Raw genomic sequence first — 18993 nt, forward strand, 5'->3', positions numbered from 1 at the left:
GCGGCGCGAAGGGACCGGCGGTACGGGCCCTTCGCGCCGTTCCCTTCGCGGTCACCTGCCTCCTCGGCCGGCTTCGGCCGCGCGTGCCCGGACGCGGCGGCGGACCCCGCGCAGCCAGACGTGGCGGATGCCGCCGCTGCCGGCCCGGATGAGCAGCCAGTACGCGGCGAACAGCCGTCGCGCCCGCCGGTCGGTGCAGCGCACCCGGGTCTCGGTGGTCAGCACTCCGTCGGAGAACCGGAAGTCGAAGGAGGTCAGGATGTGCGCGGGCGCCTCGAAGTCGCGGAACTCCTTCGCCGGGTCGTCCCCCATGGGGACGATGGGCTGCTTGCGCGAGATGCGCTGGATCCCGCCGATCACCAGCTGGCTCTCGGAGCGGTGCAGCATCCGGAAGCCGTTGTCCAGGAACATGTCGAGCACCCGGCCGTCCTTGGGGAAGGGCGTACGGCCCAGCCCCGCCAGGAGCATGACCAGGCGGAAGCTCGGCACCTCGCCCCAGGTCAGGCCGTCGGCCGCGTCGATCACCGCGGCCGCGGGGGCGTCCACCCGCAGCCGGTGGCGCTCGCCGCGGTCCCAGCGCGGGACGAGCCGGTCCAGGACGGGCCGCTCCGGCCCGTCCGCGGAGCCCCTCGCCGGGGGGCCGGCCGGGTCGCCGGTGCCGCCCGCGGCGGGGTGTCCGCCGCCGGTTCCGGTGTCCTGCGGACGCTCGTTCATGACTGGCCTTCCTCGTCGGTGCCGTTGCTGGTGCCGAGCCGTTCCGCGAGCAGCCGGCCGATGGCGGCCAGCGGCTCGGGGGCCGTCATCTCGCTGTGCCGACAGTTGAGTTGGCGGATCTCGATGGTGCCGCCAACGTACGGCAGCCAGTCGTCGACGTGCAGGCCCGCCCGCTCCACCGTGGCGACGAAGAAGAGCATGTCGCTCTCCAGCCGCCGGGGCCGGGCGTCCGCCGCGAGCCGCATGTTGTTCACCATCACCCGGCTCATCGCGGCGACGTGCTGCTCGGTGAGGTCCGCCAGGCTGCTGTGGCCCTGTCGCAGGACCTCCACCACCCCGGCCGCCGTCAGCGGCCCCTCCCCCGCCGCCGCACGGTCCTGGCCGACGAAGTCGAGCATCATCTCCAGGACCTGCGCGGGCTCGGTGACCGGCTCGTACTCGCCCTCGTAGGGGTGCGGGTAGGCGTCCATCATGGCCAGCAGGCCGACCTCCTCGCCGGCCTCCCGGAGCTGGACGGCGATCTCCTGCGCGACGATGCCGCCGAAGGACCAGCCCAGGAGATGGTAGGGGCCGGCGGGCCGGACCTTGCGGATCTGCTCGACGTAGTCGGCGGCCATCTCCGCGACGGTCGCCGGCAGTGCGTCCGGCTCGGTCAGGCCCCGGGCCTGCACCGCGTACACGGGGTGGCCCGCCAGCTCGGGCAGCAGCCCCGAGTACGGCCAGCCCAGGCCCGCGCCCGGGTGGACGCAGAACACCGGTTCCCGCTCGCCCGCCGCGCGCAGCGGGAAGACCACCGCCAGCGAGGTGTCGGCGCGGCCGGAGCCGTCGAGGCGGGCCACCAGCGCCGCCGGGGTCGGTGCCTCGAACAGTGCCCGTACCGAGAGTTCGCAGCCGAACGTCTCGCGGACCCGGACCATCAGGCCCGCCGCGAGCAGGGAGTTGCCGCCGGTCTCGAAGAACTGGTCGTCCGCGCCGACCTCCGGGACCCCGAGCGCCCGCGCGAACAGTTCGCACATCACGCGCTCGGCCTCGGTCGACGGTACCCGGCCGTCCCCGGTCCCGGCCCCGGGTGCGGGCAGTGCGCGCCGGTCGACCTTGCCGGTCGCGGTCACCGGCAGCGCGTCCAGGGCGACGACGGCCGAGGGCACCATGTAGGCGGGCAGTGTGCGGGCGGCGGCCTCCCGCAGGTCCGGGCGCCGCTCGACGGGCAGTGCCGGGTCGAACACCGCGTACGCGACCAGGCGCTTGTCACCGGCACGGTCCTCGCGCACCTGGACCGTCACCTGGCGGACCGCCTCGACCCGGCCGAGCACGGCCTCGACCTCTCCCGGCTCGATGCGGAAGCCGCGGACCTTCACCTGGTCGTCGGCCCGGCCGACGAACACCAGCTCCCCGCGCACATTCCACCGCACCACGTCGCCGGTCCGGTACATCCGGCGGCCCGTCGGGTCGTACGGGTCGGCCACGAACCGCTCGGCCGTCGGACCGGGCCGGTCCAGGTAGCCGCGGGCCACGCCCGCGCCCGCCAGGTACAGCTCGCCCGGCGCGCCGATCGGGGCGGGGCGCAGGGCGGAGTCCAGGACGTAGGCGCGCATGTTGTCCAGCGGGCGCCCGATCGGCAGGACGCGGCCGATGTCCTCGGTCATGGCGATCCGGTGCAGGGTCGCGAACGTGGTCGTCTCGGTGGGCCCGTAGGCGTGGCTGAACACGGTGCCCGGGCAGTGTTCGAGGAGTCTGCGCACGCTCTCGGCGGGGACCGAGTCGCCGCCCGAGATCACCTCCCGGACTCCGGCGAGGGCTTCCGGGTGCTCCTGCACCAGCAGCCGGAACAGTCCGGAGGTGAGGAACGTGGTGTCGATCCGCTCCCCCAGCAACACGTCCCGCAGGTCGGTCAGGTCCAGTTCGCCGTGGGGGGCCAGCACCGCCGTCCCGCCGGACAGCAGCGGTGCCCAGATCTCGAAGGTGGCCGCGTCGAACGCCTGCGGCGAGTGCACCAGGACCCGCCCGCGCGCGATCGGGGCGATCGCGCGGTCGTAGGCGAGCGCGATGATGTCGGCGTGCGTGACGGCGACGCCCTTGGGCTCGCCGGTCGAGCCGGAGGTGTGCATCACGTACGCGAGCCGGTCGGCCCGCATCGGCACCCCGAGGTCGTAGTGCGCGCCGTCCACCCCCTCGTCCACGCGCAGGACCCGGGCCCCGTGCTCGAAGCCGACGTCCGCGTGCGCCGCGTCCACCAGCAGCATCCGGGCCCCGGTGTCCGCCATGACGCGCCGGGACCGTTCCACGGGGTAGCGGTCGTCCAGCGGGACGTACGCGCCGCCCGCCTTCAGCACCGCGAGCAGCGACACCACGAGATCCACGGACCGGTCCTGCAGCACCGCGACCCGGTCGCCCGCGCCGACGCCCGTCGAGCGCAGCCGGTGGGCCAGCGCGTTGGCGCGGAGGTTGAGTTCGCGGTAGGAGGTGTCGCGGCCGTCGCAGCGCACCGCGACAGCGCCGGGCGTGCGCAGTACCTGCTGGGCGAACGTGTCGTGGACCGTGCCCGCCGGCGGCAGTTCGATGGTGGTGGCGTTGAAGCCGTACAGCAGCCGGTCGCGCTCGCCGTCCACGAGCAGGTCGAGGGCGGCCACCGGGGTTTCGGGCCGTTCGGCGATCCGGGTGAGGGCGCGGATCAGGCGGGCGACCAGGTCCCGTGCCTCGGCCTCGCCGTACAGGTCGGACCGGTAGCCCAGGCGCAGGCGCAGTTCCTCGCCGGGGAGTCCGGCCAGGGTCAGCGGGTAGTGGGTGGCGTCCCGGCCGTCCACGGCGTCGATGGTGAGCCCGGGGACCGGTTCGCGCATCGCCTCGGCGTCGAGCGGATAGTTCTCGAGGACCGTGATCGTGTCGAACAGCGGTGCGTAACCGGTGAGTTGCTGGATCTCCGTGAGGCCGATGTGCTGGTGGTCGAGGAGTTCGGCCTGCTGTGCCTGGAGACGGCCGAGCAGGTCGCCCAGGGTCTCGGTCGGCTCGATCCGTACCCGTACCGGCAGCGTGTTGATGAACAGGCCGACCATCGACTCGATGCCCGGGATCTCGGCGGGCCGCCCGGAGACGGTGCCGCCGAACACCACGTCGTCCCGCCCGGACAGGGCGGCGAGCAGCAGCCCCCAGGCGCCCTGGAGGACGGTGCTGAGCGTCACTCCCAGTTCGCGGGCGCGGGCGGTCAGCGCGTCGGTCAGCCCGGTGGTGATGCCGACGATCACCTGCTCGGGCACCGCGCTCCGGCCGGCCGGTCCGGCGGGTGCCAGCACCGTCGGCCCCTCCAGCCCGTCCAGCGTCTTCGCCCAGGCCGTGCGGGCCGCGTCGGTGTCGCGTCCGGCCACCCAGGACAGGAACTCCCGGTACGGGGTGGGGGCGGGCGGGGCGGCGGCGCCGAGCGTCCGGTGGGCGTAGAGCTGGAACAGCTCGGCGACCAGCAGCGGCATGGACCAGCCGTCCAGCAGGATGTGGTGGTTGGTGAGCACGATCCGGTGGCGCCCGTCGGCCAGCCGGATCGCCATCAGCCTGATCAGCGGCGGCCGGCCGAGGTCGAAGCGGGTGCCGCGGTCGGCGGTCGCGGTCTGCTCGAACCGTTCGGCGGCGTCCTCCTCGCTCAGCCCGCGCAGGTCCAGCTCCAGCCAGGGGAGTTCGGCCTCGGGGAGGACGACCTGGACCGCGCCGCCGGTCCGCTGGCAGAAGGCGGAGCGCAGGTTGGCGTGCCGGGCGAGCAGGTCCCGGCCGGCCCCGCGCAGTGCGGCGGTGTCCAGCCGGCCCTCGATGTCGAAGAAGGTCTGGACGATGTAGTCGTCCCGGTCGCCCTCGTCGAAGCCCGCGTGGAAGAACAGGCCCTCCTGGAGCGGTGCCAGCGGGACGATGTCCACCAGTTCGGGGAACCGGGCCTCGAACGTCTCGATCTCCCGCTGGGTCAGGGAGACCAGGGGCAGGTCGCCGGGGGTGAGTCCGCCCGCGCCGGGCGCCTCGGCGTGGCGCACCAGGGCGGTCAGCGCCCGTTCCCAGGTGTCGAGCAGGTCGCGGACGTCCGGCTCGCCGAGCAGGGCCCGGGGCCAGGAGAGGGTGGCGGACAGCCGCGGTCCGTCGGGGTGGTCCTCGGTCAGTGCGTTGATCTGGAGCGCGTGCGCCAGGGGCAGGTCGCCGTCACCGCCGCCGCCGAGCACGCCCGATTCGGGTGCCGGGGCCCATTCGCCCGGTGTCCCGTCGGTGGTGGAGGGAGCGGGCAGCCGGCCCAGGTAGTTGAAGGCGATCTGGGGGTGGGCGGCGCGGGCGAGTTCGGCCAGGGGGCCGGAGGTGTCCTCGTTGAGGTGGCGCAGCAGCCCGTACCCCATGCCGTTGTCGGGCACCGCGTGCAGTTGTTCCTTGATCCGTTTCAGGGCGGCGCCCGCCTCCGGGCCACCGTCCAGCGCGGCCGCGGTGTCCGTACCGGCCAGGTCCAGCCGGACCGGCCACATGCTGGTGAACCAGCCGACGGTGCGGGAGAGGTCGACGCCGTCGACCACCGGTTCCCGGCCGTGGCCCTCCAGGTCCACGAGGAGTGCGCCGGCGGGGTCGCCGCCGCGGCGTCGGCGCCAGTCGGCGACGGCCAGGGCGAGGGCGGTGAGCAGTACGTCGTTGGCACCGGCCCGGAAGGCGGCGGGGAGCGTGGTCAGCAGCGGTCCGGTCACCTCGGGCGCCAGGGTGAGGGAGAGCGTGTTCGCGGTGCGTGCCACGTCCCGGGCCGGGTCCAGCGGGAGGTCGGTGAGCTGGGCGTCGGGCTCCGCCAGGGTCCGCTGCCAGAAGGGGAGTTCGTCCGTCCGGGTGCGGGCGGCCTCGGTCAGGCCCTGGGACCAGCGGCGCAGCGAGGTGGGTACGGGTCCGGGCGCGGGGGTACGGCCGGCGGCCACCGCCTGCCAGGCCTCGGCCAGGTCGGGCAGCAGCACCCGCCAGGACACCCCGTCGACGACCAGGTGGTGCAGTACGAGGAGGAGTCGGCCGGGTTCTCCGTCGGGGGTGTCGAACAGGACCGCCTGCGCCATCACCCCCTCGTCGGGGGCGAGTCGGTCGCGGGCCGCCGCGGCCTCCCGGTCGAGGTCGGCGAGCGGGGCGCGGCGCAGCAGTGCGGCGGCCTGGACCGTGCCGCGCGGTGCCACTTCGAGCGACCAGTGTCCGTCCCGGCGGGTCAGTTTCAGCCGCAGGGCGTCGTGGTGGTCGAGCAGCGACTGGAGGACCGTCGCCAGGGGGCCGCTCTCCAGCCCGGTCGGGGTGGTCAGCAGCATCGACTGGCTGAACCCGTCGACCGGGCCGTCCAGTTCGCGCAGCCAGTGCACGATCGGGGTCAGCGGCACCTCGCCGATGCCCGCGTCCGGGTGCTCCGCGACGACGGGTGCGCGCTCGGTGTCCGATGCGGCCAGTGCCGCGAGGCCGGCGACGGTCTTCCGGGTGAAGACGTCGCGCGGGGTGAAGACCAGTCCCTCCTTGCGGGCCCGGCTGACCAGCTGGATGGAGGAGATGCTGTCGCCGCCCACGTCGAAGAAGCTGTCGTCCACGCCGACCGCGGGCAGTCGCAGCACCTCGGCGAAGAGCCTGCAGAGGGTCTCCTCGGCGGCGGTGCCGGGGCCGCGGCCTCCGGTGGCGGCGGCGAGGTCGGGGGCGGGCAGCGCCTTGCGGTCCACCTTGCCGTTGGGGGTCAGCGGCAGTGCGTCGAGGGTGACGAACGCGGTCGGCACCATGTACTCCGGCAACCGGTCGCGCACCAGCTCACGGACGCCTCCGGCGAGATCGCGGACGGTCACCGGGGTGTTGGCGTACGCCGTCGGGCCGTCGGAGGGGGCCGGGCAGGTGCCGTGGAGGGGCCGGCCGGCCGACGCGTCGGCGACCAGCACCACGTCGAAGGAGTCCAGCGCCTCGGGCCCGGAGCAGGTGGGGTGGGCCCGGTAGCCGTGCCGGGCGGCCAGGGCGCGGAAGGCGTCCGGTTCGATCGCGGCCGGTCCTTCGGTGAGGGCGCGGCGCACCTCCTCGGCGTCGGCCCCCGCGTCCAGCGCGCGCATCGCGGAGACCTCGGGGGCGGTCCGGGCGTTGGGCACGGCGGTCACCCGGAGCAGTTCGGGGCCGTCGGCGAGCCGGGCGGCGACCTCCTCGACGTCGTGCACCTCCGTGCCCCAGGCGACGGCGGGGGCGTCGGCCGCCGACAGGGCGCGCACGGGTTCCTTGCGCAGTACGGCCGCGTACCGGTAGCGGCTCAGTTCGTTGTGGTACGAGGCGCCCTTGAGCTGGATGTCGACGGCGCCGATGCCGTCGATCACGGACGGCAGCGCGGCGAAGTACTCGGGAGCGAGGAGCAGTTCGTTCTCGGCCCGGACGCCCCGGTCGACCGCGGTGCGCAGGGCCCCGGCGTCCGTGCCGGGTTCGGCACCGGCCAGCCGGACCCCGGTCTGGAAGGCGCGCTGGAGGCGCAGGTCCCGGATGTCGCCCGCGTAGACGGCGCCGCCGGGGGCGAGCAGTTCCACGGCCCGGCGCAGTACGTCGGTGAAGTACTCCGCGTGCGGGAAGTACTGCACCACGGAGTTGATGACGACGGTGTCGAAGTGGCCCCTGGGCAGCCCGTCGAAGTCGTGTGCGGGCTGGGTGCGCAGGGTGACCCGGTCGGTGTGCTCGCCCTGCCGTTCCAGGACGCGTTCCAGGTTGTGGATGGCGACCGGGGACAGGTCGGTGCCCCAGTACTCCTCGACGTGCGGCAGCAGCGGGGCGAGGAGCAGGCCGCTGCCGACGCCGAGTTCCAGGACCCGGCGCGGGCGCAGGGCGCGGATCTGCTCGACGGTGTCGTCGCGCCATGCGCGCATGTCGTCGAGCGGAATGGGACGGCCGGTGTAGCTGCTGTTCCAGCCACCGAAGTTCTCGCCGAAGCCGCCTGTCCCGGCGTGCTCGGTGTACATCTTGTCGTAGAGGTCGGACCATTCGGAGACCGCTTCGAGTTCGGTGGCCTCGTCGCGTTCGGCGGCCGGCACCAGGTAGGCCACCAGCCGTTTGTCGCCCGGCCGGTCCTCGCGCACCACCACGGCGACCTGGCCGACCTGCGGGCTCCGGGCGATGACGGCCTCGATCTCACCCGGTTCGATGCGGAAGCCGCGGATCTTCACCTGGTCGTCGGCCCGGCCCAGGTACTCGATCTCGCCCGCGGGGTTCCAGCGGGCGAGGTCACCGGTGCGGTACAGCCGGCCGCCGGGCGGGCCGAAGGGGTCGGCGACGAAGCGTTCGGCGGTGGCCCCGGGCCGGCCGAGGTAGCCGCGCGCCACCCCCGCGCCGGCGATGTACAGTTCGCCCGCCGCGCCGACCGGTACGGGGTTCAGTCCGGCGTCCAGCACGTAGACCCGCATGTTGTCCAGCGGGGTGCCGATCGGCACCGAAGCGGGCACCTCGGCGTCCGGCTCCAGACGGTGCCGGGTGGCGAAGGTGGTGGTCTCGGTGGGCCCGTAGCCGTCCACCAGCACCAGGCCGGGGCAGTGTGCGAAGACCCGTCGGACGGACTCGGCGGGGACGACGTCGCCGCCGGTCCACACCTCGAGGACCCCGGCCAGGGCGCCCGGCTTCTCCTCCGCGAGGAGCCGGAACAGGCCCGCGGTCAGCCACAGTCCGGTGACCCGGTGCCGGGCGATCACCTCTTCCAGGGTCGGGATGTCCAGTTCGGCGGGCGGCGCGACCACGACCTGGCCGCCGGACAGCAGCGGCACCCACAGTTCGTAGGTGGCGGCGTCGAACGCCTGCGGCGAGTGCAGCAGCACCCGCCGGTGCGCCCCGGTCCCGAACGAGCGGTCCCGGGCCAGCGCGGCGACGTCGCGGTGGGTCACTCCGACGCCCTTGGGCACCCCGGTGGAGCCGGAGGTGTACATCACGTACGCCAACTGGCCGCTGTGCGGTGCCGGTTCGGGGTCGGTGGTGACGGCGTCGTCGTGCGGCTCGCCGCCCACCACCAGGGTCACCACGCCGGTGAGGTCCCCGCTCACATGGGCGGCGTCGGCCAGCACGACACCGGTGCCGGTCTCGCCGAGGATGTGCGTGAGCCGTTCGGTCGGGTAGCGGTCGTCCAGCGGTACGTACGCGCCGCCCGCCTTGAGCACGCCCAGGATCGAGACGATCAGGTCGACGGAGCGGTCCTGGAGGATCGCCACGGGTTCCTCGGGGCGGATGCGCATCCCGATCAGCCGGTGCGCCAGGGCGTTGGCGCGGGCGTTCAGCTCGGCATAGGTGATCTCCTCGTCCCCGAAGCCGACCGCGATCGCGTCGGGGGTGCGGGCGGCCTGCTCCGCGAAGAGTTCCGGCAGCGACCGGTCGGTCAGCTGGTTCGCGGTGTCGTTCCACTCGTGCAGTACCCGGTGCCGCTCGGCGGGGGCCAGTCCCCGGGCGGCGCCCAGCGGGCGGTCGGGTTCGGTGGCGAAGGCCTCCAGGAGCCGCCGGGCGCGGTCCGCGACGCCCCGCGCGCTCTCGCCGTCGATCAGGTCGTGGCGGTAGTCGAGGCGCAGGTGCATCCGGCCCTCGACGACCGCGGCGAAGAAGGTCAGTACGTAGTGTGCGGCGTCGCGCCCCTCCAGGCCGAGGATGCGCAGGTCGTCGCCGATGGTGCCCTGGAGGGCGTCGGGGTCGACGGGGTAGTTCTCCAGCACCATGTTGGTGTCGAACAGCTCGCCGGTGCCCACCAGGTTCTGGATGCTGCTGAGCCCCAGGTGCTGGTGCGGGAGCAGGCGCACCTGCTCGTCCTGGACCCGCCGGAGCAGGTGTGCCAGCGGTTCGTCCGCGCGGGTGCGCACCCGTACCGGCACGGTGTTCACGAAGAGTCCGACCATGGACTCCATGCCGGGCAGCTCCGGGGGCCGACCGGAGACCGTGGTGCCGAACACCACGTCCTGACTCCCCGTCAATTCGCCTACGAGCACGCCCCACACGCCCTGGACGACGGTGTTCAGGGTGAGTCCGAGGCGTCGTGCGGAGGCCACCAGGGCGGCGGTCTCCTCCTCGGTCATGGTGACCACGAGCTTGCTGGGCACCACCGCGGTCCGCTCCGGGTCCGCGGGGGCGACCAGGGTGGGCCCGGTGACCCCGTCCAGCGTCTCCCGCCAGGCCGCCACCGCGGCGTCCCGGTCCTGCCGGGCCAGCCAGTCCAGGTAGTCGCGGTACGGCGTGGCCGGGGCCGGTTTCGTCCCGGGGTCCGCGTAGGTCGCGAAGAGCTCGCCGACCAGGATCGCGGTCGACCAGCCGTCCAGCACGATGTGGTGGTTGGTGAGCAGCAGGCGGCGGCGCTCCCCGCCCGTGCGCACCACGGTCAGGCGCAGCAGCGGCGGGCGGTCCAGGGCGAACCGCCGGGTGCGGTCCTCGTCGGCCAGCCGGTCGAGTTCCTTCTCGCGGGCGGCCCCGTCCAGGCCGGACAGGTCGTGCTCGACGACCTTGACCGGCACCTCGCTGAGCACGGCCTGCACCGACTCGCCGCTCCTGCGCTGGCGGAACGCGGTGCGGAGGCTGTCGTGCCGGTTGATCACCCGGGTGGCGGCCCCGGTGAGGCGGTCGACGTCCAGCGGGCCTTCCAGGTCGAAGGCGAGCTGCACGGTGTAGACGTCGGTGCCGTCGTCGTACATCGAGTGGAAGAGCAGCCCCTCCTGCACCGGAGACAGGGGCAGTACGTCCACCAGGCGGGGCTTCATCAGGACTCCCAATCGCTGAGCAGGTCGATCTCGAATTCGTCGATCTCGTCCTGGCTCATGGCCACCGACAGATCGGAGGGGGTGACGCCGCCGGCGTCGGGCCGTTCGGCGTGCCGGGCCAGCGTCGTGAGCGCCCGGAGCCAGGTGTCCACCAGGGCGCGGACGTCGGACTCGGGCAGCAGGGCGGAGGGCCAGGCGGTCACCACCGACAGCCGTGCCCCCTCGGCGCCGTCCTCGACCAGGGCGCTGAACTCCAGCAGGTGGGCCGGCGGGATGTCGGGGTCGACGCCGCGGGCTGCGCCGGACAGGGCGTCGTCGCCGATGACCATGGCCCAGTCGGCGTCCTGCGCCGCGGGGAAGCGGCCCAGGTAGTTGAAGCCGATCTGGGGGGCCGGCAGGGCCGACAGCTCCCGTCCGGCCTCGGGGTCCAGATAGCGCAGCAGCCCGTAGCCCAGGCCCTTGCCGGGCAGCGCGCGCAGTTGCTCCTTGACCTGTTTCAGGCCGCGGGCGAGCGCGTCGCCATCCTCGGGCACCGTCGCTCCCGCGTCCACCCGCACCGGGTGGAGGGTGGTGAACCAGCCGACGGTGCCGGAGACGTCCAGGGACTCGGCGGTGTCCCGTCCGTGGCCCTCCAGGTCGAGCAGCACCTCGGTGCCGGCGCCGAGGCCCAGCCTGCGCCGCCAGTCCGCGAGCGCCGCGGCGAACGCGGTGAGCAGTACGTCGTCGACGCCGCAGGAGAACGCCGTCGGCAGGGTGCCGAGCAGGGGCGCCGTCGCCTCTGCCGGGAGGGTGGCCACCAGGTGGCGCGAGGTGCCGAGCACGTCCCGGGTCCGGTCCAGCGGGCGTTCGCCGAGCAGCGGGTCGGGGCCGGTGAGCACGGCCCGCCAGGTCGGCAGCTCGGCCTGGAGCGCGGGTTCGTGGGCCAGGGCGGCGATGTGCTGCGCCCAGCGCCGGTAGGAGGTGCGCACGGGGGTCAGGGCCGAGTCGTCGCCGGTGTTCCAGGCGGCGGCGAGGTCGGCCACCAGGATGCGCCAGGACACGCCGTCGACGACCAGGTGGTGCGCGACCAGCAGCAGCAGTCCGGGCCGTCCGGGTCCGGCGTCGAACCACACCAGCCGGATCATCCGGCCCTCGGCGGGCACGAGCCGGATCTCCGCGGCGTGGTCGTCGATCACGGAGTCCAGCTGGTCGGCCGGGACCTCGGAGACGTCCACCCGCAGCAGGCAGTCGGCCGCGTCCAGGGTGCCGGGCTCCTGGACGGTGAGCACCCAGCCGCTGCCGTTGGCCGCGTGCGTACGGCGCAGCCGCAGGACGTCGTGGTGGTCGAGCACCGCCTGGACGGCCGCGGCCAGCCGGTCGGGGCCGGGGTCGGCCGGGACGCGCAGCAGCATCGACTGGGTGAACCCGGCGGACGGACCGCCGCGTTCGCGCATCCAGTGCACGATCGGCGGTACCGGTACCTCGCCGGTGCCGACGTCGGCCACGTCCGCGAGCGCGTCCACCGTGTCGACGGGGCGGGCCACGGCGGCCAGCGCGGCCATGCTGTCCTGCTGGAACATGTCGCGCGGGGTGATCAGCAGCCCCGCCTTCCGGGCCCGGCTGACCAACTGGATGGAGACGATGCTGTCGCCGCCGATCGTGAAGAAGTGGTCGTCGGGGCCGACGTGCGGCAGTCCGAGCAGTTCCTCGACCAGACCGCAGAGCAGTCGCTCCGCGTCGGTTCCGGCGGTCTGCTCCGAGGGGGCGGCGAGCTGCGGCGCCGGCAGCGCGGCCCGGTCCAGTTTGCCGCTGGGGCCGAGCGGCAGCCGTTCCAGCTCCACGAAGGCGGCCGGGACCATGTAGTCGGGCAGCGCCGCGGCTGCGTGGGCGCGCAGTTCCTCGGTGTCGAGGGGGTTCCCGGAGTCCCCCACCACGTAGGAGACGATCCGTCTGATGCCCGCCCGGTCCTCGCGGGCGAGGGTGACGACCTCGCGCACCCCGGGGAAACCGGCCAGCACGGCGTCGATCTCGCCCGGTTCGATCCGGAAGCCGCGGACCTTCACCTGGCTGTCGGTGCGGCCCAGGTACTCGATCTCGCCGTCCGCGGTCCAGCGGGCCAGGTCCCCGGTGCGGTACATCCGTTCGCCGGGGGCTCCGAAGGGGTTGGCGACGAACCGTTCCGCGGTGAGTCCCGGGCGGCCCAGGTAGCCGCGGGCCAGGCCGGTCCCGGCCAGGTACAGCTCGCCGGTGCTTCCGACGACCACCGGTTCCAGTGCCGCGTCCAGGACGTAGGCGCGGGTGTTGGTGACGGGCCGGCCGATCGGCGGCGCAGTTTCGACGTCGAGGCCGGGGTCGGCGTACCAGGCGGTGGCGTACACCGTGGCCTCGGTGGGGCCGTAGATGTTGGCGATCCGGACGCCGGGCAGTGCCGCGCGGATGTCGTGGACCAGGTGCGCGGGCAGTGCCTCGCCGGCCAGGACGACGGTGCCCGCGGTGGCGGGCGGGGGCGACTGGGCCAGGATCGGTGCGACCGCCGAGGGGACGCCGCTGATCAGCGTGCCCGTCCAGGGCCCGTCCGGCCGGTCGAGGAGTGCGGTGAGGTCGCGGACGATGTCGACCCGGCCGCCCGCGAGCAGGGTGCCGAACAGTTCGAAGACGGAGACGTCGAAGTTGAGCGAGGTGGAGAAGAGGGTGCGGGCCAGCGCGTCGGGGCCGAGCGCCTGCCCCGCCCACAGCGCCAGGTCCACCGCCGACGCGTGGGAGACCACCACGCCCTTGGGCCGGCCGGTGGAGCCGGAGGTGTAGATGGCGTACATGGCGTGCTGCGGCAGCAGCGGCCGGACCCGTTCGGCGTCGGTCGGGTTGTGGTCGGGCAGCTGGGCCGTCGGCAGCTCCGCGAGGCCGGTCAGGACCAGGGCGGGCGCCGCGTCCGCGAGCATGAACGCGATCCGGTCGGCGGGGTGGTCCGGCGAGACCGGGAGGTAGGCCGCGCCCGCCTTGATCACGCCGAGCACGGCGACCACCAGGTCGGGGGTGCGCGGCATGGACACCGCGACGAAGTCCTCGGGCCCGATGCCCTGCCGGATCAGGTGGTGCGCCAACCGGTTGGCACGGGCGTTGAGTTCGGCGTAGTCGAGGGCGTCGCCGGTCCGGCCGGCCGCGGTGACGGCCTCGGCGTCGGGCGTGCGGTAGGTCTGGAGCTCGAACAGGGCGGGGACGGTGGTGGCCGGGAGGGGGCGGTCGGTGCGGTTCCACTCGACGAGCACCTGGTGCCGGTCGCCGGGGCGGTCGAGGGCCAGTCTGCCCAGCGGCGTCCCGGGATCCGCGGTGGCCGCGTCGAGCAGCCGGACCAGCCGGGCGGCCAGCAGGTCGACGGTGTCCCGGTCGAACAGGTCGGTCGCGTACTCCAGCACGCCGTCCAGACCGGCCGGGGTGCCGTCGGCGGCGCGCCGTTCGGTGAGGTCCAGGGTGAGGTCGAACTTGGCGCTGCGGCGCGGGACGGGGTGGGGCCGGACGTCGAGGCCGGGCATCCGCACCTCGGTGCCGGGGTCCTCCTGGAAGGCCAGCATCACCTGGAACAGCGGGTGGCGGGCGAGCGAGCGGGGCGTCCGGAGCACCTCCACCAGCCGGTCGAACGGCACGTCCTGGTGCCCGAAGGCGGTCAGGTCCGCCTCGCGGACCCGGTCCACCAGCTCGCCGAAGCCCGGGTTGCCGGAGGTGTCGGTCCGCAGCACCAGCGTGTTGACGAAGAAGCCGACGAGGTCTTCCAGCGCCTCGTCGGACCGGCCCATGACGGGGCTGCCCACGGGGATGTCCGTGCCGGCTCCCATTCGGGTCAGCAGTGCGGCCAGGCCCGCCTGGAGCACCATGAAGACGCTGGCTCCCCGTCTTCGCGCCAACTCCGCCATGCGGGTGTGCAGTTCGGCGTCCAGGGCGATGTCGACGGTGTCCCCGCGGTGCGAGGCGACCGGCGGCCTGGGCCGGTCGGTGGGCAGCTCGATCCGGTCCGGCAGTCCGCTCAACACTTCGGACCAGTGGGCGAGTTGCGTGGCGAGCCGACTGTCCGGGTCGTCCTCCGCACCCAGCAGCACGTGCTGCCGGAGGGTGTGGTCGGCGTACTGGACGGGCAGCGGTGTCCAGCGCGGGGCGGCGCCCGCCCGGCGGGCGGTGTAGGCGGTGGCGAGGTCGCGGGTCAGCGGCCCCAGCGACCAGCCGTCACAGGCGATGTGATGGACCACCAGTGACAGCAGGTGCTGCTCGACCGGTTCGCCGTCGGCCGTTTCGGACGGTGCCGTCCCGATCAGTTCGGCACGCCACGGCGGCTCGGCCGACAGGTCGAAGCGGGTCGCGGCGGCGGTCGCCAGGATCTCCGCGACCTCGTGGTCGCCGGCGCGGCGGACCACGAGGGTGGGTGCCGTGGCCACCGGCGAGTCGAGCACCACCTGGTGGGGCACCCCGTCCACGTCGGGGAAGACGGTGCGCAGGCTCTCGTGCCGCCGGGCCACGTCGCCCAGCGCGAGCCGCAGCGCCTCCCGGTCCAGCCGCCCGGAGAGCCGCAGTGCGAAGGGGACGTTGTAGGTGCCCGGCGAGGACTGCCCGGACTCCAGGCGGTTGAGGAACCACAGTCGGCGCTGCCCGGCGGAGAGCGGCACCCGGTCGGGGCGCGGCTCCCGGTCGGCAGCCGGCTCGCCGGTGGCGGCGAGGCGTTCGGCCACCACCCGGGCGATCTCCGCGAGCGGGGCCGGTTTCAGGAGATCGGTGTGGGCCCGTTCGACGAAGTGCACCTCGATCTCGCCGTCCACGTACGGCTGCCAGGTCCCGGGGGTCGGGGAGAACTCGACCTTGTCCAGGGTCGCCACGAAGAACAGCATGTCCCCGGTGAAGCGCCGCGGCCGGTACCGCCGCATCAGCTCGCCGGCCTCGCCGTAGACCCGGGCCATGGCGGTGATGTCCTTCTCGCCGAGGCCGGCCAGGGCGCTGTCGAGTTTCCGCAGCAACTCCACGACCCGCTGGAACTCCAGCGGTTCGGGGCCCAGCCGGCGCCGGTCGAAGCCGGCGAAGTCGAGCAGGGTCGCCATGATCTCCTGCTCGTCCAGCGGCGGCAGTTCGAGACCGGGGTAGGCGTCCAGGACGGCCAGCAGCCCGACCTCCTCGCCCTCTTCCTGGAGCCGGGTGGCGATCGCCTGCGCGACCACGCCGCCGGAGGACCAGCCGAGCAGGTGGTACGGGCCGGCCGGCTGCGCCTTGCGCATCTCGGCGATGTACGCGGCGGCCATCTCCTCGATGGAGTCCGGCGCGGCCGAGGCGTCCCGCAGGCCGTGGGCCTGGAGCCCGTAGATCGGGCGTTCGGCCTCCACGTGGCGCAGGAAGCCGGAGTAGATCCAGCTCAGTCCGGCGGCCGGGTGCACGCAGAACAGTGCGGGCAGTTCGCCGTGCGGGCGCAGCGGCAGCAGGACGTCGAGCGAACTGTCCCGGTCGCCGTCGCGGGAGACGTGCTCGGCGAAGCCGGCCACCGTGGGCGCGGCGAACAACGCGCCGATGCCGACGTCCACGCCGAAGGCGGCGCGGACCCGGCCGGTGAGCCGGGTGGCGAGCAGCGAGTGTCCGCCGAGGTCGAAGAAGCTGTCGTCGATGCCGACCCCGGGCACGTCGAGCACCTCGGCGAACAGCCGGCAGAGGATCTCCTCCTGCGGGGTGCGCGGTCCCCGGCCGCCGGAGGCGGTGAACTCCGGGGCGGGCAGTGCGCGGGCGTCCAGTTTGCCGTTGGCGGTCAGCGGGAGGGAGCCCATCGGCACCACCGCCGAGGGGACCATGTGGTCCGGCAGCGTCCGTCCGGCGAACTCCCGCAGCCCGTCCAGGGTCTGTCCCTCGGCAGGCACCGCGTAGGCGACCAGCCGTCTGTCGCCCTGCTGGTCCTCGCGGGCGATCACGGCGACCTGGGCGACGGCCGGGTGCCCGGACAGCACTGCCTCGATCTCGCCCGGTTCGATCCGGAAGCCGCGGATCTTGACCTGGGCATCGGCCCGGCCGACGAACTCCAGCCGGCCGTCCCCGGTCCACCGGGCCACGTCGCCGGTCCGGTACATCCGGGTGCCGGGCGGGCCGAACGGGTCGGCCACGAACCGTTCGGCGGTGGTGCCGTGGCGGCCCAGGTAGCCGCGGGCCAGGCCCGCGCCGGAGACGTACATCTCCCCCGCCACGCCCGGCGGCACCCGCCGCAGGGCGTCGTCCAGGACGTGGACCGCGAGGTCGGGGATGGCCCCGCCGATGACGCTGCCCCGGCCCTCGGCGGCGACGGCCGCGTCGAGGGCGATGTGGGAGACGTGCACCGTGGTCTCGGTGATGCCGTACATGTTGGCCAGTACCGGAGCGGTGTCGTCGTGCCGCGCGTACCAGTCGCCCAGCCGCCACAGGTCCAGTGCCTCGCCGCCGAACACCACGGAGCGCAGGGCCAGTCGGGCGGACAGTTCGGGGTTCTCGGCGTCCGCGCGCATGAGCTGGTAGAAGGCCGACGGGGTCTGGTTGAGCACGGTCACACGCTCGTCGGCCAGGAGCCGCAGGAACTGTTCCGGGGAGCGGCTGGTCGCGTGGGGCACCACCACGAGCCTGCCGCCGTGCAGAAGCGGCCCCCAGACCTCCCAGACCGAGAAGTCGAAGGCGTAGGAGTGGAACATCGTCCAGACGTCGTCGTCGTCGAAGCCGAACCAGTGCCGGGTGCTGTCGAAGAGCCGCACCACATTGGCGTGCGGGACCACGACGCCCTTGGGCCGGCCGGTCGATCCCGAGGTGTAGATGACGTACGCGGGCGTGGCGGGGGTCAGTGGCGCGCCGCGGTCGGCGTCGGTGGGCGCGTCGGCCGGGCAGTCGGCGAGCGCCGCCCCGGTCCGGGGGTCGGCGAGGTCCACGGTGGGTGTCCCGGGCCGGTCGCCGCCGGCGGTCACGACCAGGGCCGGTGCCGCGTCCGCGAGCATGAACTCGATCCGGTCGGCCGGGTAGTCCGGGTCCAACGGCACGTACGCGGCACCGGACTTGATGACCGCGAGCAGCGCGACGACCATCTCCGCCGAGCGCGGCACCGCGAGCGCCACGAAGCCCTCGGGCCCCGCCCCCCGGGAGATCAGCAGGTGCGCCAGCCGGTTGGACCGCTCCTCCAGTTCCGCGTAGGTGAGTTCGGTGCCCTCGAAGGCGACGGCGACCTTCTCCGGCACCCGGGCGGCCTGCGCGGAGAACAGCTCCGCCAGATTGCCGTGCGTCCCGCCGGTCCGGACCGGGGCGGCGACGCCCGGCAGTTCGGCCGCGTCGACCGGGTCGATGCGGCCGATGAGCGCCTGCGGTCCGGCCGCCGCGAGCCGGTCCAGGAAGGTCAGGAAGCGTTCCTGGTGCGCCTCGATCAGCTCGTCCGGGTACAGGTCCGGGTTGGCGTCGAAGTCGATCTGGAGGCCGTCGGCGTCACCGCGGTCGTAGACGATCACGGACAGGTCGTCGGCGGGGCCGATGCAGAGGTTGTGGACGGTGCTGCGGTGCGGGCCGAAGCGCAGGTCGTAGTCGAACATCATGATGTTGACCTGCGGGCCGATCAGTCGCTGGTCGTCCTCCAGCAGCCGCAGGTCGCGGCGCAGGTCCTCGTACCGGTAGCGCTGGTGGCGCATCGCCCCGCGCATCCGGCCGTGGGTGTGTCTCAGCAGTTCGGCCACCGTCATCCCCGGGCGGGCCGACAGCCGCAGCGGCAGCACGTTGGAGACCATGCCGGGCACGGAGCGGGCCGACCTGCCCAGCCGGGTGGTGACGGGCAGCCCCAGCACCACCTCGGACTGCCCGGTCATCCGCTGGAGGTACGCGGCGCTCGCGGCCGGCACGAGCGCCGGCCACGGCACCTCCGCCGCCCGCGCCAGCTCCCGCAGCCGGCGGGTGCTCGCCGCGTCCAGCCGCGCCGTGCGCCGGGCGAGCCGCCGTGCCGTGCCCGGCTTCGTCCCGGACATGCTCACCGGCTCGGGACGGCCGGCCAGTTCGGCCACCCAGTGGTCGCGGTCGGCGGTGAACCGCTCGGACCGGCGGTACTCCTGGTCGAGGGCGACGAGTTCGGCCAGCGGTGCGAACGGGGTCGGAGGCACCTCCTCGTCCGCGACCATGGCCGTGTACACCGCCGCCACCCGCCGGGCGATCATCGCGACGGTGAAGCCGTCGACGGCGATGTGGTGGTAGTGGTGCAGCCAGAACCAGCGCTCCGGCCCGGCCCTGAACAGCGCGAAGCGGAACAGCGGTTCGGCCGTCAGGTCGACGGTCCGCGCCAGTGCGGCGCGCATCCGGTCCTCGGCCGCGGCCCGGGGGTCCGCCTCCCCGCCGAGGTCCACGACCTCGAGCCGCCACTCCCGGGCGGGCTCGACGAGCTGGCGCGGCCCGTCATCGGTCTCCACCACCCGGATGCGCAGCGCGTCGGCCTCCCCGACCACCCGTCGCAGCGCGGCCTCGAACAGCCCGGTGTCCACCGCGCCGTGGATCTCCAGGTACTCACCCGCGTTGTAGACGGTGTTGGCGGGGTCGAGCCGCTGTGCGTAGAACATGCCCGACTGGGCGGCGGTCAATGGAAGGAGGGAGTCCC

General features: G+C 74.0%; 3 protein-coding genes. All 3 read right to left on the reverse strand.

The window, feature by feature from the left end; all coding sequences use genetic code 11:
- Nucleotides 1–51: 51 nt before the first annotated feature.
- The 3 genes from OCT49_RS36300 to OCT49_RS36310 are packed head-to-tail and all read right to left on the reverse strand — an operon-like array spanning nucleotide 52 to nucleotide 18976.
- A complete protein-coding gene (locus tag OCT49_RS36300) occupies nucleotides 52–714 on the reverse strand; it encodes a hypothetical protein (protein WP_283856421.1) in 663 nt (220 codons plus the stop codon).
- Nucleotides 711–10415 carry a non-ribosomal peptide synthetase gene (locus tag OCT49_RS36305; protein ID WP_283856422.1) on the reverse strand — a complete coding sequence of 3235 codons (9705 nt, stop codon included), beginning with the start codon at nucleotides 10413–10415 and terminating at the stop codon, nucleotides 711–713. The genes OCT49_RS36300 and OCT49_RS36305 overlap by 4 nt, the downstream gene beginning before the upstream one ends.
- Entirely contained in the window at nucleotides 10415–18976 is an 8562-nt protein-coding gene (locus OCT49_RS36310; protein WP_283856423.1) for a non-ribosomal peptide synthetase, read from the reverse strand. Before OCT49_RS36310 ends, OCT49_RS36305 begins: the two co-directional genes overlap by 1 nt.
- Between the last annotated feature and the right edge of the window lie 17 nt (nucleotides 18977–18993).

Origin of the sequence: Streptomyces sp. ML-6 (genome assembly GCF_030116705.1) — a bacterium.
Taxonomy (GTDB): domain Bacteria; phylum Actinomycetota; class Actinomycetes; order Streptomycetales; family Streptomycetaceae; genus Streptomyces.

What these genes read in the sequence shown, in the direction of transcription:
- OCT49_RS36305 (WP_283856422.1), bottom strand. Translation starts at nt 10,415, where the DNA reads ATGAAGCCCCGCCTGGTGGACGTACTGCCCCTGTCTCCGGTGCAGGAG.
- OCT49_RS36300 (WP_283856421.1), bottom strand. Translation starts at nt 714, where the DNA reads ATGAACGAGCGTCCGCAGGACACCGGAACCGGCGGCGGACACCCCGCC.